Source organism: Streptomyces viridochromogenes, from assembly GCF_001270495.1.
Lineage (GTDB): Bacteria > Actinomycetota > Actinomycetes > Streptomycetales > Streptomycetaceae > Streptomyces > Streptomyces viridochromogenes_A.
In genome coordinates, this window is the sequence record NZ_LGUR01000225.1 from 23,818 (window position 1) to 40,199 (window position 16,382).

The following is a 16,382-nucleotide window of genomic DNA, read 5'->3' on the forward strand; positions in this document are numbered from 1 at the left end:
GGCCATCCAGCATGCCCGACGCCACGAACGACCCTATAGCACGCGCATTCGATTTACGGCACTCGTTCACCACCTTCACCCAAAGGTGTGGCGGGGCTAATGTCAGCACCATGATTGATCACGCTCGTGACCTGGTGTCTGTACGTGAAGCTACCGATCGGCTGCTCACCGCAGCAGCCAAGCTGGACAACGCGTCGGTGACCGAGCCGTCACGGCTTCCCGGCTGGAGCCGCGGCCACGTGCTCGCCCATCTTGCCCGCAACGCGGACGCTCTGGTCAACGTCCTCGAAGGACGCCCGATGTACGTCTCCGCCAAGGCCCGGGACGCCGACATCGAGCGGGACGCCCCACGCCCCCTCGACGTCCACCTCACGGACGTGCGCGAGAGCGCGGCCCGTTTCCAGGAGGCGGGAGCGACGCCCGCGGACTGGTCCCGCACCGTGGAGCTGCGCAACGGCGTCACCGACGCTGCGGCCCGGGTGCCGTTCCGACGGTGGGTCGAGTTGGAGCTGCACCATGTGGATCTCGGAATCGGATACGAGCTGGAGGACGTGCCGGCGGAGTTCGTGGAGCGGGAGATCGACTTCCTCACGGATCGGTTCACCGGACACCCGGATGTGCCGTCGTCCCGTCTGACGGACGGCACGCGCGCGTGGAGCACGGGCCGGAAGGCGGGTGCCCCCGAGGTCACCGTCCAAGGTTCCGCACCCGACCTGCTCGGCTGGCTCGCCGGGCGCCGCGACGGGGCAGGGCTGACCGTGGAAGACGGCACGCTGCCGTCACTTCCCCCGTTGTAGTCACCGGACCGTCGCCTGGGTCGTTCCGGCCGCGGCAGCGCCTGGACGGCACCTGGGGCGCTCTGCCGCTATAGGCTGCCGACATGACGTACAGCGGACAGGTGACGGTCGGTGGCCCCGCCGACGTGCACGAGCTCAAGGACCTGATGATCACCAAGATCGCGGTCGGCCCGATGAACAACAACGCCTACCTGCTGCGCTGCCGGGCCACGGACGAGCAACTGCTGATCGACGCCGCCAACGACGCGGACACGCTGATCGGCATGATCGGTGACGACGGCATCGCGTCCGTCGTCACCACGCACCAGCACGGCGACCACTGGCAGGCCCTCGCCGCGGTCGTCGAGGCCACTGGCGCGCGCACGTACGCCGGCCGGGACGACGCCGACGGCATCCCGGTGCCGACCGACGTCCTGGTCGACGATGGCGACACCATCCGGGTGGGACACGTGGAGCTGACCGCGCGCCATCTGGTCGGGCACACGCCCGGCTCCATCGCCCTCGTCTACGACGACCCGCACGGGCATCCCCATGTGTTCACCGGGGACTGTCTGTTCCCGGGCGGCGTGGGCAACACCCGCAAGGACCCGAAGGCGTTCGCCAGTCTGATCCACGACGTCGAGACGAAGATCTTCGACGCCCTGCCGGACGAGACATGGGTCTACCCGGGACACGGCAACGACACGTCGCTGGGCGCGGAGCGGCCGCATCTGCCGGAGTGGCACGCGCGGGGCTGGTGACCGCGGGGCTGGTGACCACAGCCCTGAACCGCGGGGCTGGTGACCACAGCCCTGAACCGCGGGGCCGTTCAGGCGGAGCCGGTGAATTGCGGGACCGGCGACCATGCGCGCCATGCGCGCCCCGCGCACGCACCCCGGTACGCACCCCGTGTGAACCCTTCACACGCGCCGGTGCCATGCGCGCGCTCCCCGCGTGCGTAGTTGCGCAGTCAACTGGAAGCAGCCCCGCACAGGATGACGGCTCCTGAGCGGTACGGGCCGCCGGCCTCTTCATCCCCGCCCTCGGCCGGCGGCCCCGGCGGCTGCCGGGGCAAGTGTTCACAAGAACGCAACGCTCGTTCCCACTATGCGGAAAAAGACCGTCGTGACCTCGACAAACACGACGGCGTCCTGTCAATCTCCCGCCATGCCTCTTGCCCCCCGCGCGCTGCGCCACGCCGTCGCCTTCGCCACGACAGCCCTGCTCACCACCGCTCTCGGCTGTGCTCCACAGCCGGAGCAGAAGGCCGCCGACACACCGTCGGGGTCGGCCGGGAACACCTGCGCCAAGGGCGAGTTGGCCACCGAGACCCCCGGCAAGCTGACCATCGCCACCGACGAACCGGCGTACGAGCCCTGGTTCAAGGACGACGAACCGGCCAACGGCAAGGGCTTCGAGTCGGCGGTCGCGTACGCCGTGGCGAAGCAGCTCGGCTATGACAAGAGCGCCGTCGTCTGGCAGAGCGTGCCGTTCAACAAGGCCTTCGCACCCGGTGAGAAGACCTTCGACTTCGACATCAACCAGGTGTCGATCAGCGACGAGCGCAAGAAGGCCGTGGACTTCTCCTCCGGCTACTACGACGTCCGCCAGGCCGTCATCGCGCTGAAGGACAGCAAGGCGGCCAAGGCGAAGAGCATCGCGGACCTGAGGGGCCTCAAGCTCGGCGCCCAGGTCGGCACCACCAGCCTCGGTTACATCGACGACGTGGTGAAGCCGACGCAGGAGGCCGCCGCGTACGCCAAGAACGACCAGGCCAAGTCCGCGCTGAAGAACGGCCAGGTCGACGCCATCGTCGTCGACCTGCCGACCGCCTTCTACATCACCGCGGCCGAGGTGACGGACGCGACGATCGTCGGGCAGTTCGAGAACCAGGGCGGCGCCGCGGAGCAGTTCGGGCTCGTACTGGACAAGGGCAGCGCGCTCACCACGTGCGTGACGGACGCCGTGGACACCCTGCGCGAGGACGGCACCCTCGCCGAGCTCGAGCAGCAGTGGCTGTCGGACGCCGTCGACGCACCGGTGCTCAAGTGACGGTCACCAAGGAGGAGTCCGGCCACGAGGGCGCGGACGACCACGGAGGCATGTCCGGTGAGGGTGACGGATACGTCCCCTCGCAGCGACGTCTCGACCGCGAGCGCCACAAGCGGGCACGCGCGCGCCGCGCCACGGCGATCGCGGCCCTCTCCACCCTGGTCACGGTCGTCGTCCTCTACCTGGTCGTGGTCAACGCACCGGGCTGGCCGCGCACCAAGGAGACGTTCTTCAACGGGGAGTATGCGCGCGAGGCGTTCCCCAAGGTCCTCGAAGGGCTCTGGCTCAACGTCCGGCTGCTGCTGATCTGCGGTGCGGCCGTGCTGGTCCTCGGGATGCTGATCGCCATCGCGCGTACGCTGCGCGGCCCGGTGTTCTTCCCGCTACGGGCGCTGGCGGCGGCCTACACGGACTTCTTCCGGGGACTTCCGCTCATCATTAACCTCATGATCGTCGTCCTCGGCGTTCCCGCGCTGCGGCTGCAGGGCGTGACCGTCGACCCGGTACTGCTGGGCGGGACGGCGCTCACGTTGACGTACTCGGCGTACGTCGCCGAGGTGTTCCGCGCGGGCATCGAGTCCGTCCACCCCTCGCAGCGCGCCGCGGCCCGCTCCCTCGGCCTCACCAACCGGCAGGCCCTGCGGCACGTCGTCCTGCCCCAGGCGGTTCGCCGTCAGGTGCCGCCCCTCCTGAACGACCTGGTGTCGCTGCAGAAGGACACCGGTCTGGTCTCCATCGGCGGTGCGGTGGACGCCGTACGGGCGGCGGACATCATCGTGGGCCGCAGCCTCAACTACACGCCGTACATCGTGGCGGGCCTGGTCTTCGTGGCGCTGACCATCCCGATGACCCGCTTCACGGACTGGGTGACGGCCCGGATGGACCGTCGGCGCGCCCAAGGAGGAGCCCTGTGAGCGAGGCAGCTGTGAACGACGCACCGGTGCTGCGGATGGAGTCCGTCCGCAAGACCTTCGGCGGCTCGGTCGTACTGCGGGACGTGGACCTGGAGGTCGCACCGCACACGGTGACCGCGCTGATCGGCGCCTCCGGCTCCGGCAAGTCCACGCTGCTGCGGTGCGCGAACCTCCTGGAGGACATCGACGACGGCGCCATCTGGCTGGACGGCGAGGAGATCACCGATCCGCGCGTCGACCAGGACGCCGTACGGCGCCGCATCGGCGTGGTTTTCCAGGCGTACAACCTCTTCCCGCACATGACGGTCCTGGAGAACATCACCCTGGCCCCGCGCCGCGTGCACGGCGTGTCCCGGTCGGAGGCCGAGGCACGCGCGCGTGAGCTGCTGGAGCGGCTCGGGCTGGCCGAGAAGGCGGGCGAGTACCCCGACCGGCTGAGCGGAGGCCAGCAGCAGCGGGTCGCGATCGTGCGCGCCCTGGCCGTACGTCCCCGGCTGCTGCTGCTCGACGAGGTCACCGCCGCCCTCGACCCGGAACTCGTGGGCGAAGTCCTCACCGTCGTCCGCGACTTGAAGTCGGACGGACTGACGATGGTTCTGGCGACCCACGAGATGGAGTTCGCGCGCGAGGTCGCCGATCAGGTTTGTTTTCTGGACGGAGGGGTGGTGCTGGAGCGCGGTACGGCCGAGCGGATCTTCGGGGATCCGCAGCAGGAACGCACACGGCGCTTCCTGCGGCGGATCGTGGAGGCGGGGCGCCTGTAAGGACCGCCCGCCATGGTGGGGCGGTCCTTACAGGTCAGTCCCTCACAACCAGGTCAGGTGTCCGCCTGTCCCGTCCCCGCCAGCGCCGCGACCCGCTCCACTCCGAACGCGTACCCCTGCACACCGCACCCCGCGATGACCCCGTCGGCGCGCAGGGAGACGTACGAGTGGTGCCGGAACGACTCACGCTTGTGGATGTTGGAGATGTGGACCTCCAACACAGGAAGTCCGTCACAGGTGTTGAGCGCATCCAGGATCGCCACCGAGGTGTGCGAGTAGGCGCCGGGATTGATCACGATCCCGCAGTGGTTCAGCCGTGCCTCGTGGATCCAGTCGACCAATTCACCCTCGTGGTTGGACTGCCGGAAGTCGATCGTGCCGCCGTGCGCGGCCGCCGCCTTGGCGCACAGGGCCTCCACGTCGGCCAGCGTCTCGGAGCCGTAGATCTCCGGCTGGCGCTGGCCGAGCAGGTTCAGGTTGGGGCCGTTGAGGATCATGATCGGGGCGTTGGCCAGGGTGCGGGGCACGGTTCCTCCGGTCCGTTCGGGGGTCGGGCGGTCCGTCGATGACCGCTGCTCAGCCCCGGTTTATCACGGTGCGTGAGTCGCACCGTGCGTCATACCCTCCCGGCATGACCATGATCTCGTACCCTCCCAAGCCCTCCCCGGGCGACCGCGTCGCCGTCATCTCGCCCGGCTCGGGCCTGCCGGGGCTCTTCCCGCGCCCCTTCGAACTGGGCCTGGAGCGGCTGCGCAAGGACTTCGAGCTCGAACCGGTCGAGTATCCGGCGACCCGCAAGATGGGCTCGACACCGCAGGAACGAGCCGACGACATCCACGCCGCGTTCGCCGATCCGGACATCAAGGCGGTCATGGCGTCCATCGGCGGCGACGATCAGATCACCGTGCTGCCGCTGCTGGACCGCGAGTTGATCCGGGCGAACCCGAAGCCGTTCTTCGGGATGAGCGACAACACGAACCTGCTCATGTTTCTGCGTAATACCGGAATCGTCGCCTACCACGGCGCGACCGTGATGTGCGAGCTGGGCCGCCCCGGTGCCATGAACCCGCAGACCGCCGAATCGCTGCGAGCCGCTCTGTTCACCTCCGGCGAGTACGAGCTCAGGCCGGCCGAGCGCTGGAACGACATCAGCCGCGACTGGGCCGACCCGGCGACCTTCGACGAGGAGCCCGCGATGCGACCCGCCGAGGGTTGGACGTGGGTGAACGCCGATCGGGTGGTGGAAGGCCGCAGTTGGGGCGGTTGTCTGGAGATCGTCGGCTGGCTCCTGATGGCCGACCGCGAGATCGCGCGCGACCCGGCGGAGTACGACGGCGGAGTGCTGCTCCTGGAGACGTCGGAGGAGCTGCCGAGCGCCAACGAGGTCTTCTGGACCCTCCGGAACATGGGCGAGCGCGGGCTGCTCCAGCGCTTCTCGGCGCTGCTGATGGGCCGTGCGCGGACGTGGTCCTTCGAGCGCCCCAACGGCCCGGAGGAGGCCGCTCGTTACGCCGCCGAGCAGCGCGAGGCCGTCCTGCGCGCCATGCGTGCTTACGCCCCCGACACCACGATCGTCTTCGATGTGGACCTCGGGCACACCGACCCGCAACTGGTGATCCCTTACGGCGGCATCGTGCGCGTCGACGGTCCCGCCCGGCGCATCACCGTCACGTACTGACAGGGGCCGACCGCTCCCGCGCGCCCCCGTAACCCCCGATCACCGTGGGTAGTTGACGCGGCATGCACGACGTACGCACCGTAAGGACGCCCTCCATGCTGCGGCTCGCGGCCGCCTCGCTCGCCGGCACGGCCATCGAGTTCTACGACTTCTTCGTCTACGGGACCGCGGCTGCGCTGATCCTGGGACCGCTGTTCTTCCCGACGTTCTCGCCGGTGGCGGGAACCCTGGCCGCCTTCGCGACGTTCGGCGTGGGATTTGTGGCGCGCCCCCTGGGGTCGGTGCTGTTCGGTCACATCGGCGACCGGCACGGACGTCGGCCGGTCCTCGTCGCCTCGCTGCTGCTGACCGGCGCCTCCACGGTCGCGGTCGGCTGTGTACCGACGTACGACACGATCGGTGTGACCGCTCCCCTGCTGCTGCTCGCGCTGCGTTTCCTCCAGGGGCTCGGGCTCGGCGGCGAGTGGGGCGGGGCCGTCCTGCTGACCGTGGAGCACGCACCCGCCGGGCGGCGCGCTCTGTGGTCGAGCTTCCCTCAGGTCGGGCCCGCGCTGGGGTTCCTGCTCGCCAACGGTGTGGTGCTGGGGCTGTCGGCGACGCTGTCCGAGGCGCAGTTCGCCGCGTGGGGATGGCGGGTGCCGTTCTGGGCGGCGGGGGTGCTCGCCGTGGTGGGGCTGTGGCTGCGGTCGTCGCTCGCCGAGAGCCCCAGCTTCCTCAAAATCGACGACCACGCGCGCGTGCCGCTCGCCGAGGTCGTCCGCGACCACTGGCGGCTCGTGCTGTTGACGGCCGGGGCGCTGTCGATCGGGTACGCGGTCTTCTACGCCGTGACCACCTGGTCCCTCGCGTACGCCACGGAGCGGCTCGGTGTCGGGCGCAGCGTCATGCTGACCTGCATCATGGGCGCGGTGCTCGTGAAGGGCTCGCTCACCCCGGTGGCGGCGCTGTTCGGCGACCGGTACGGGCGGCGGCCACTGTGCCTGATCGGGTGCGCTGCCACCGCCCTGTGGATGTTCCCGATGGTCGCGCTCCTCGCCACGGGTGAGCCGCTGCTGATGTTCCTCGGCTTCCTGGGGGCGATGCTCGCGTTCATCACGATGTTCGCGGTGATCGCCGCGTATCTGCCGGAGCTGTACGAGCCCCGGGTGCGCTGCACTGGTGCCGCGGTGGGCTACAACCTCGGCGGCGTCCTCGGGGGCGCACTCACGCCGATCGTGGCGACGGCGCTCGTCGAGCAGGGTGGTGGTCGGGTGCCCTGGGGTGTTGGGGCGTATCTGACCGGGGTCGCCCTGCTCAGCCTGGGGTGTTTCGCGCTGCTCCCCGAGACGCGTCCGGTACCCGCCGCGGCGGCGGAGCCCGCCACCGGGTGACGGGCTCCGGAACACGCGGGGGGCGGCTACCGATCGGTCGCATAAATCGGTCGCCTGCGTATCGGTCTTCTACGGATTGATCGGCTACGGATTGATCGCGAGCTCCAGGTATGCCGCGAACAGCACCAGGTGGACGCCTCCCTGGAGCGGCGTCGCCCGCCCCGGCACCACCGTCAGCGAACTCACCACCACCGTCAGGGCGAGCAGCACCATGTGGGTGGGGCCCAGACCGAGGACGAGCGGGCCCGATAGCCAGAGGGAGGCCAGGGCCACCGCGGGGATGGTCAGCCCGATGCTGGCCATCGCCGAGCCGAGCGCGAGGTTCAGACTGGTCTGCACGCGGTCACGGCGCGCGGAGCGCAGTGCGGCGATCGTCTCGGGAAGCAGTACCAGCAGAGCGATGATCACGCCGACGACGGCGTGGGGCAGGTCGGCGGCCGCCACTCCGGACTCGATGGTGGGCGACACCCCCTTGGCCAGGCCGACCACGCCGATCAGGGCCAGGCCCAGCAGCCCCAGGCTGATCATCGCGGTCCGGGCGGAGGGCGCGTGGGCGTGGTCGTCCACAGTGATCACCTCGCCCTGCCGGGTGATGGGGAGGAAGTAGTCGCGGTGCCGCACGGTCTGGGTCGTCACGAACAGGCCGTACAGGACCAGCGAGGAGAGCGCGGCGAACGTCAGCTGCACGGTGGAGAACTCCGGGCCGGGCTTGCTCGTGGTGAACGTCGGCAGCACCAGGCTGAGCGTGGCCAGGGTGGCGACGGTCGCGAGCGCGGCTCCGGTGCCCTCGGGATTGAAGACGGCCGTACGGTGCCGCAGTGAGGCGACCAGCAGGCACAGGCCGACTATGCCGTTGCAGGTGATCATCACGGCCGCGAAGACCGTGTCCCGCGCGAGAGTGGAGCTCTTGTCGCCGCCGTCGGCCATCAGGGTCACGATCAGGGCGACCTCGATGATGGTGACTGCGACCGCGAGGACGAGCGAGCCGAAGGGTTCTCCGACCCGGTGGGCGACCACTTCGGCGTGGTGTACGGCCGCCAGGACGGCGCCTGCGAGGACCAGCGTCACCAGCGCGACGACCGCGCCGGGCAGGTCTCGTCCCCAGGTGAAGACCAGCAGGACGACCGCGAGCACCGGCACGCCGTACGTCCACCGGGTCGTGAGCGCCCTGATCCTAGCGATCATGGAGCGATCGTCGCAGAGGGGTCGAGGGTTCGCATTCCGGTCGGTGTGGTGGTCAGGTGGCCCCGCGCCCCCGGGATGCGGGGCCCCTGTGGGTCGTATGTCGCTACGCGAAATCGGTCGTCTCCTGTACGTCGCAGTCCGTGAAGGACGGCGGCCTGGTGCACAGTGCGGCCATCTGCTCCGCGAACTTGGTGGTCTCGGGGTCGTCGCTGTTGCGCATGGCGTCCTCGTAGGAGTCGAACTCGATCACTACGAGGTAGCGGTTTGGCAGGCCGCGGTCCTTGAGGACGAGACGGCGCGTGGGGCCGCCGCTGTGGCCTGCCAGTCGTTGTTCCGTCTCGTGGGCCAGCTCGCGCATCTCGGCGATGCGCTCGGTCTCGAAGTCGATGATCTGCACGAACTTCATGGGTGCGTCCACTGGTGCCTCCACCCCCGGCCGTGGTGTCCCCGGCCGGGAACACCCAGCACCCAACGAAGCACCGGGAGCGGTGCTCGGCAATTCGCTGGGCACCACTCCCGGTGTTGGTTCTTCCTACGTCCGACGTGGTCAGACGTCGATGCTGTCCTTCGGAGCGCCTTCGCTCTTCTCCTGCGCCGCCTCGGCCGCCGCCTGCTTCTTGGAGGCCCTCAGGCTGGTGATCGTGGTGATGATCAGGACCGAGCAGATCACGCCGAGCGAGACCGGGATGCTGATCTCGGGGACATGGACGCCGGACTCGTGCAGCGCGTGCAGCACCAGCTTGACGCCGATGAAGCCCAGGATGATCGACAGGCCGTAGCTCAGGTGGACCAGCTTCTTCAGCAGGCCACCGATGAGGAAGTACAGCTGCCGGAGACCCATCAGGGCGAAGGCGTTCGCCGTGAACACGATGTACGGGTCCTGCGTCAGACCGAAGATCGCCGGGATGGAGTCGAGCGCGAACAGCACGTCGGTGGTACCGATGGCCAGCATCACGACCAGCATCGGGGTCATGACCCGCTTGCCGTTCTCCTGGATCCACAGCTTGGTGCCGTGATAGCGGTCGGCGACACCGAACCTGCGCTCGGCCGCCTTCAGCAGCTTGTTCTCCTCGAACTCCTCGTCCTCGTCGCCGGCCCGGGCCTCCTGGATGAGCTTCCAGGCGGTCCAGATCAGGAAGGCGCCGAAGAGGTAGAACACCCAGGCGAAGCTGGCGAGGATGGCGGCACCCGCGGCGATGAAGATGGCCCGCAGGACAAGGGCTATGAGGACACCGACGAGGAGCACTCGCTGCTGGTACTGGGTCGGCACCGCGAACTTCGCCATGATCAGGACGAAGACGAAGAGGTTGTCGACGCTCAGCGACTTCTCGGTGATGAAGCCCGCGAAGAACTCGCCGCCGGCCTGTCCGCCGCCGAAGATCAGCAGACCGAGCCCGAAGAGGCCGGCCAGAACGATCCAGACGACCGTCCAGATTCCGGCTTCCTTGATCGATACGTCATGCGGCTTGCGGCCGATGAAGAAATCGACCGCGATCAGCGCGGCCAGGCCCACGATGGTCAGGACCCATAGGGTCGTAGAAACTTCCACTGCGCCTCCGGCAGTCGTAACGGCAAATGTCAGCGTCGTCGCGCGCCGGAGGTCTCTTCCACCCACGATGGGCCGACGCCCCGGGATCTGGCCTGATCCGTATTGACGGGTACGCCGCAGCAGACAGGGAGTACTCCCCTCCGTGGGACAAACAGTACCTCAATCACCAAGGAAAGGTAAAGTACTTGGCAAAGTGAACGCCAAGTTCGCTGGCCAGAGGGGCTTTACCTGTGCTTGGCCCGGGCCGCCGCGACCTGCGCCAGCACCTGCTGGAGGACCTCGCTGCCGGGCGGCACGAGAGCGGGCTCATAGGTCCAGGCGTGCCCTACCCACGGGTCGGCCAGGTGATCGTCCGGCACCGGAGTGAGTCGCAAAAGCGAACGCCACAGCGGATCGAGCAACGGGCCGTAGGCGGCCGCTTCCTCGCGGTCGGCGACCATCATCAGGTGGACGCCGACGGCCGGCCCCTCGTCCGCCAGATAGCGCAGCTGGTTCACGGCACGATCGTCGAAGCCGTGCGGGAAGTCGTTGACGATCAGCAGTTGCTGCGAGGTGTCGAAACCGGGCGGCAGGGAATCGGGCGCACCGGCGCGCAGCGCCATCTGCACCAGGTCGACGCGCTGAGTGAGCCGTGCGAGGACGTCCGCGACACCGGCCGCGCCCACCGCGGGCGGGGCCGCGAGCACGCCGGTCTGCACCAGCGGTACGAGGGTCTGTGCGCCGGAACCGGCCGAATCGATGACGTGCACGGTGAACTCGCCCGCCGGATAGACGGCGAGCAGCCGGGCCGCGTGCGCCACCGCCGTATCCACCGCGAGGCGCCGCAGGTCATGGGAGTCCGTGAACGAGCCGTCGATCGATCCGCCGCTTCCGCTGTCGATCCACAGGCCGCGCTCCAGCGGCAGCCGGACCAGCATCGGGATGCGCACCTCGGCGCTCTCGGGCAGGTGGAGGTCGCCCAGGCGCAGGGCCATGGGGATCTCCATCGGTACGCGGTAGCCGTGCCAGACGGGGTTGTCCCAACCCGCGTAGGCGGGCGGCAGCGCGGGCTCGACGACCTCGACTTCGGCGGTGAGCTGGGCGAGGTCGCGATCGAGCGTCGCCCTGGCCTGGTTGACGAGCTGGGCGCGCTTGGTCTGGGCGGCTTCGCGTGCGGCGTCGCCCTGTCCGCCGATCCGGCTGCGCGGGTCCGACAGGACCTGGTCGAGTTCCTTCTCCATGCGGGAGTCGGCGAAGTCGACCGCGCTGCGGTACGCGGCTGTCGTGCGGGCCAGGTCCTCGAACATGCCCCACACCTGGTTGTAGAGCCGCTCGTCCATGGACCAGCCGGTGGCATCGCCCGCGACGGGCTGAGCGGGCTGTCCGGGCTGCGCCGGGGGCGCGGTCGGCGGGGGCGGCGGCGGAGCCGCGTTCTGCCGGCCCGGGTGACTGTAGTTGATCGGGCCGCCGGGCGTGGGGGCGGACGGCTGAGCGGGATCCGTGGCGCCGCTTCCGCCTTGATACGAGGGCTGCGGCGCGGACTGACCCGGCAGGTCCGGCGTCTGGGTGCCGTAGGGCGACGTGGGCTGCTGCGGTGGTACGGAGCCGGAGCCGCCCTGCGGTGCTGAAGAGCCCTGCGGTGCGGAGCCGCCCTGGTCCGGGCCGAGTGCCGGCGCGGCCGTCTGCCGTGAGCGGTCGCCGTCCGTCCGTGTCGGGGGCGCCGGCACGGAGCGGGCCATGCCCTGGGCCACCGCTTCGTTGATGCCGCCGGCGAGTTGGTGGGCCTGGGGCAGGCCCTGGTCTGTGAAGAGGTCGGCGAGACCGCCGGCATACCCCTGGCCGATGGCACGCACCTTCCAGGCGCCCTGGCGGCGGTAGAGCTCCAGGGCGACGACCGCCGACTCGGCCTCCAACCCGGTGATGGTGTAGCTGGCGACCTCGGTGCCGTCGAGGCCGGTGACCGCGACGAAGGCGGTGGCGACGGCGCCGAACCGGGTGGGGCCGCCCCCGGTCGGCAGGGCGAGCAGCACGCTGACACGGTGGACGGCCTCCGGCATCGCGTCCAGGTCCACCGCGAGGCGGTGCTCGGCGGCCGCCTGCCGGGAGACCTCAAGGCCGGGCAGAGTGGGGGCGCCGGGGTGAGCCACCCATTCGACGCCATGGATCCTCCCCTGCTCGTCGCCGAGCGTGGCTGCGGCCACGACCGGTGTGCCGGCCGAGACCCGGATCTCCAGACGGGCCTGGGAGAGCGGGTGATTCTGCCCCCGCACCAGCTCGGCCGTCATGCCTTCGTCCCCCTGTGTCGCGTGTCGTGTCGGGCGCCGCTCACCCGGCCCCCCTGTCGGTCCTACAGGTGCGGCAGGATCGCCGGCATCAGGTCCTGGAACGTACGGCCGTTGGTCGGCGTGCCGAGGGCCGTCATGGTCCAGCTCGCACCCGTGCGGTGCACCTTCGCCATGATCTGGGCGGTGTAGGCGCCGCCGCCCGCGAGCGTGTAGCGGGCGAGTTCCTGGCCGTTGGTCTCGTCGACCAGGCGGCAGAACGCGTTCTGCACCTCCTGGAACGTCTGGCCCGTGAAGGAGTTCACGGTGAAGACGATCTGGTCGATGTGGACCGGGATGCGCGCGAGGTCGACGAGGATCGCCTCGTCGTCGCCGCCCTGGCCGACACCGCCGACGAGGTTGTCACCGGTGTGGCGCACCGAGCCGTCGTCGCTCACCAGGTGGCGGAAGAAGACGACGTCGACCGGCTGCTTGTCCGCGAACAGGACGGCGGAGGCGTCGAGGTCGACCTCCCGCGTGCGCGTGCCGAACAGGCCCCGCCGGGGAGCCGCCTGCCAGCCGAGACCCATGCGCACCGCGGTCAGGCTGCCGCCGTCGTCCTTCTGCAGACTGATGGCCTGACCCTTGGTCATGTTGACGGTCACGTGCTGTTTCCCCTCTCGAGCTGTCCCCTGTTGGCCGCGGGCTCCGCGGATGACCAGAACCCTACGCAGGGGCACTGACAGGGCCGTACCCCGGTCCGCACTTTGTGTCGGTCTTGCAACACAGCGAGTGCCCGTCAGGCCAGGCCCGCCTCCTTCATCTGCCGCAGTTCCTTCTTCATCTCGGACACCTCGTCACGCAACCGGGCCGCGATCTCGAACTGCAGATCGGCGGCAGCGGCGCGCATACGCTCCGTCAACTCCTCGATCTGCTCGGCGAGATCGGCCGCCGGACGGTCGGTCGGCACCGTCTCCTTGGCCTTGCCCTTGGCCGCCTTGGCCGCCTTCGCGCCCTTGGCCGCCTTGTCGCCGAGGGAGGGCACGGGAGCCTTGGTGCCCCGGCCGTCCTTCTTGGCGCGGTAGCCGGTCCCGAGCAGCTGCTCCGTGTCGACGTCCTCGCGGGCGATCTGCGCGACGATGTCGTTGATCTTCTTGCGCAGCGGCTGGGGGTCGATGCCGTTGGCCTTGTTGTACGCGACCTGCTTCTCCCGGCGACGATTGGTCTCGTCGATGGCCTTCTCCATGGCCGGGGTGATCTTGTCGGCGTACATGTGGACCTGGCCGGAGACATTGCGCGCCGCACGGCCGATGGTCTGGATGAGGGAGGTGCCGGAGCGCAGGAAGCCTTCCTTGTCGGCGTCGAGGATCGCCACCAGGGACACCTCGGGCAGGTCGAGACCCTCGCGGAGGAGGTTGATGCCGACGAGGACGTCGAACTCACCGGCACGCAGTTCTCGCAGCAGCTCGACTCGGCGCAGGGTGTCGACATCGCTGTGCAGATAGCGCACCTGGATGCCGAGCTCCAGGAAGTAGTCCGTGAGGTCCTCGGCCATCTTCTTGGTGAGGGTGGTGACCAGGACGCGTTCGTCCTTCTCGACGCGCTCCCGGATCTCGTACACCAGGTCGTCGATCTGGCCCTCGGTCGGCTTGACGACGACCTCCGGGTCGACGAGGCCGGTGGGGCGGATGATCTGCTCGACCTGGCCGTCCCCCCGGGAGAGCTCGTATTTCCCGGGGGTCGCCGACAGGTAGACGGTCTGCCCGATGCGGCCCTGGAACTCCTCCCACTTCAGGGGCCGGTTGTCGAGGGCCGAGGGCAGGCGGAAGCCGTGATCGACGAGGGTCCGCTTGCGGGAGGCGTCGCCCTCGTACATGGCCCCGATCTGCGGCACCGTGACGTGCGACTCGTCGATGACGAGCAGGAAGTCCTCAGGGAAGTAGTCGAGCAGTGTGTTCGGCGCGGAGCCGGGCGAGCGGCCGTCGAAGTGCATCGAGTAGTTCTCGACACCGGAGCAGCTGCCGATCTGACGGAGCATCTCGAGGTCGTAGGTCGTGCGCATCCGCAGGCGCTGGGCTTCCAGAAGCTTGCCCTGCTTCTCCAGCTCGGCGAGGCGCTCGCCCAGCTCCTTCTCGATGTCGTTGACGGCGCGCTCCATGCGCTCCGGGCCCGCGACGTAGTGGGAGGCCGGGAACACGTACAGCTGCTGGTCGTCGCTGATGATCTCGCCGGTGAGCGGGTGCAGGGTGGACAGCGCCTCGATCTCGTCACCGAACATCTCGATGCGGACGGCGAGCTCCTCGTAGACCGGGAAGATCTCGATGGTGTCCCCGCGCACCCGGAAGGTGCCACGGGTGAAGGCCAGGTCGTTGCGCGTGTACTGGATGTCGACGAATCGGCGCAGCAGCTGGTCCCGGTCGATCTCGTCCCCGACCTTGAGGGGGACCATGCGGTCCACGTACTCCTGCGGCGTACCGAGGCCGTAGATGCAGGAGACCGAGGCGACCACGACGACGTCACGGCGGGTGAGCAGCGAGTTCGTCGCGGAGTGGCGCAACCGCTCGACCTCCTCGTTGATCGAGGAGTCCTTCTCGATGTAGGTGTCCGACTGCGGGACGTAGGCCTCGGGCTGGTAGTAGTCGTAGTACGAGACGAAGTACTCGACCGCGTTGTTCGGCAGGAGCTCGCGGAATTCGTTCGCCAGCTGGGCGGCCAGAGTCTTGTTCGGCGCCATCACCAGGGTGGGACGCTGGAGCTTCTCGATCATCCACGCGGTGGTGGCGGACTTTCCTGTGCCGGTCGCGCCGAGCAGGACAACGTCCTTCTCGCCGGCCTCGATGCGCCGGGCGAGCTCGGCGATGGCCTGGGGCTGATCGCCGTTGGGCTGGTACGGGCTGACGACCTCGAAGGGCGCCACCGTGCGTTCGATGCTGGAAACGGGCCGCATGGATCCACCGTACGACCCCCCACTGACAACGCGGTCCGATCAGTGGTTCTGCGGGGCGCGGGAGGCCCTCTGGTCCTGGTTGCGGCGCGCACGCAGCTGGGGGCGGCGGGCCTGGTGCGGGACGGAGGTGTGGGCCGGAACGCCCGGCTTGTGCTCGACGGGGGCGGTCGCGGGTTGCCCCATGACCATGTGCGGGTCGAACAGCACGACGGCACCGGCGAGGAGCAGGAAGACGAGCGGGCCGATCAGCATCGGCGCGAGCAGGGTGGCGGGTGAGTCACCCGCGGAGGGGGCCTCCGTGCCGTGGAGATGGACGCTGAGGGCGGCCATGCCGGTGTAGTGCATGCCGCTGACGGCGAGGCCCATGACGAGGCTCGCGCCCACGCTCCACATGAGCCCTCTGACCTGTCCGGCGGCCCACAGGGCCGCGGTGGCCGCAACCATGGCTATGGCGACGGAGGCGGCGACCGTGAACGTGTTGTACTCCAGCTTGCCGTTGAGCCGCAGACCGGCCATGCCCAGGTAGTGCATCGACGCGATGCCCAGACCGGTGATGGTGCCGCCGGTGAACAGGGCCGTCCCGCTGGCGCCCTTGTAGCCGACGATGAAGATCCCCACGCCCACCATGACGATGGCGACGGCCAGGCTCGCGAACGTCATCGGTTTGTCGTAGTGGATCGGCGTCTCCGCGACCGTGAACCCCATCATCGCGACGAAGTGCATGGTCCATATGCCGGAGCCGATGGCCGCCGATCCCAGGGCGAGCCAGCCGGGGCGCCAGGACTGCGAGACGAGCATCGATCTTGTGGTGCAGCGCAGGCCCAGCGCACCTCCGAGGCAGGCCATGAGGTAGGCCACCAGCGGTGTGACGAGTCCATAGCTGAATCCGTCGATCGTGCCCTGCATA

Annotated in this window: 15 protein-coding genes; 7 read left to right on the forward strand and 8 right to left on the reverse strand. The window is 69.2% G+C overall.

The genetic code is table 11. The features are described 5' to 3' along the window. Positions 1 to 110 precede the first annotated feature (110 nt). From ADK36_RS32280 to ADK36_RS32300, 5 genes are all read left to right on the forward strand, one after another. Positions 111 to 797 carry a maleylpyruvate isomerase family mycothiol-dependent enzyme gene (locus ADK36_RS32280; RefSeq protein ID WP_053200016.1) on the forward strand — a complete coding sequence of 229 codons (687 nt, stop codon included), beginning with the start codon at positions 111 to 113 and terminating at the stop codon, positions 795 to 797. 83 nt (positions 798 to 880) lie between these two features. Next, positions 881 to 1,537: an MBL fold metallo-hydrolase gene (locus tag ADK36_RS32285; protein WP_048585213.1), complete on the forward strand. Its 657-nt coding sequence runs from the start codon at positions 881 to 883 to the stop codon at positions 1,535 to 1,537. Between the two features lie 406 nt (positions 1,538 to 1,943). Further along, positions 1,944 to 2,828, forward strand: coding sequence for an ABC transporter substrate-binding protein (locus ADK36_RS32290; RefSeq protein WP_048585212.1), 885 nt, complete (start codon positions 1,944 to 1,946; stop codon positions 2,826 to 2,828). After that, complete coding sequence (locus tag ADK36_RS32295; protein ID WP_053200018.1) at positions 2,825 to 3,742, forward strand: amino acid ABC transporter permease; 918 nt, start codon at positions 2,825 to 2,827, stop codon at positions 3,740 to 3,742. The genes ADK36_RS32290 and ADK36_RS32295 overlap by 4 nt, the downstream gene beginning before the upstream one ends. Positions 3,743 to 3,777: 35 nt before the next feature. Then, on the forward strand, positions 3,778 to 4,506 hold the full coding sequence (locus tag ADK36_RS32300; protein WP_053200028.1) for an amino acid ABC transporter ATP-binding protein: 729 nt from the start codon (positions 3,778 to 3,780) through the stop codon (positions 4,504 to 4,506). A 53-nt stretch (positions 4,507 to 4,559) separates the two neighbouring features. Here ADK36_RS32300 and aroQ read toward each other — a convergent pair whose 3' ends face one another. Then, positions 4,560 to 5,033 carry a type II 3-dehydroquinate dehydratase gene (aroQ, locus tag ADK36_RS32305; RefSeq protein ID WP_048585210.1) on the reverse strand — a complete coding sequence of 158 codons (474 nt, stop codon included), beginning with the start codon at positions 5,031 to 5,033 and terminating at the stop codon, positions 4,560 to 4,562. 104 nt (positions 5,034 to 5,137) lie between these two features. Between aroQ and ADK36_RS32310 the strand changes: the two genes are divergently transcribed. Then, positions 5,138 to 6,184, forward strand: a complete 1,047-nt coding sequence (locus ADK36_RS32310) for a S66 family peptidase (RefSeq protein WP_048585209.1) — start codon at positions 5,138 to 5,140, stop codon at positions 6,182 to 6,184. A gap of 95 nt (positions 6,185 to 6,279) precedes the next feature. Beyond that, positions 6,280 to 7,554: an MFS transporter gene (locus tag ADK36_RS32315; RefSeq protein ID WP_048585208.1), complete on the forward strand. Its 1,275-nt coding sequence runs from the start codon at positions 6,280 to 6,282 to the stop codon at positions 7,552 to 7,554. Between the two features lie 84 nt (positions 7,555 to 7,638). Here ADK36_RS32315 and ADK36_RS32320 read toward each other — a convergent pair whose 3' ends face one another. The 7 genes from ADK36_RS32320 to ADK36_RS32350 all read right to left on the reverse strand — a co-directional run bounded on the left by ADK36_RS32320 (position 7,639) and on the right by ADK36_RS32350 (position 16,381). Continuing rightward, on the reverse strand, positions 7,639 to 8,739 hold the full coding sequence (locus tag ADK36_RS32320; RefSeq protein WP_048585207.1) for a calcium:proton antiporter: 1,101 nt from the start codon (positions 8,737 to 8,739) through the stop codon (positions 7,639 to 7,641). A gap of 103 nt (positions 8,740 to 8,842) precedes the next feature. Further along, positions 8,843 to 9,145 carry a hypothetical protein gene (locus tag ADK36_RS32325; protein ID WP_048585233.1) on the reverse strand — a complete coding sequence of 101 codons (303 nt, stop codon included), beginning with the start codon at positions 9,143 to 9,145 and terminating at the stop codon, positions 8,843 to 8,845. Positions 9,146 to 9,286: 141 nt separating this feature from the next. Then, positions 9,287 to 10,288, reverse strand: coding sequence for a TerC family protein (locus tag ADK36_RS32330; RefSeq protein ID WP_048585206.1), 1,002 nt, complete (start codon positions 10,286 to 10,288; stop codon positions 9,287 to 9,289). A 224-nt stretch (positions 10,289 to 10,512) separates the two neighbouring features. Then, a complete protein-coding gene (locus ADK36_RS32335; protein ID WP_053200021.1) occupies positions 10,513 to 12,552 on the reverse strand; it encodes a TerD family protein in 2,040 nt (679 codons plus the stop codon). A gap of 62 nt (positions 12,553 to 12,614) precedes the next feature. After that, positions 12,615 to 13,193: a TerD family protein gene (locus ADK36_RS32340; protein WP_048585204.1), complete on the reverse strand. Its 579-nt coding sequence runs from the start codon at positions 13,191 to 13,193 to the stop codon at positions 12,615 to 12,617. A 134-nt stretch (positions 13,194 to 13,327) separates the two neighbouring features. After that, positions 13,328 to 15,475: an excinuclease ABC subunit UvrB gene (uvrB, locus tag ADK36_RS32345; RefSeq protein ID WP_048585203.1), complete on the reverse strand. Its 2,148-nt coding sequence runs from the start codon at positions 15,473 to 15,475 to the stop codon at positions 13,328 to 13,330. A 39-nt stretch (positions 15,476 to 15,514) separates the two neighbouring features. After that, positions 15,515 to 16,381, reverse strand: a complete 867-nt coding sequence (locus ADK36_RS32350) for an MHYT domain-containing protein (RefSeq protein ID WP_048585202.1) — start codon at positions 16,379 to 16,381, stop codon at positions 15,515 to 15,517. Position 16,382: the final 1 nt, after the last annotated feature.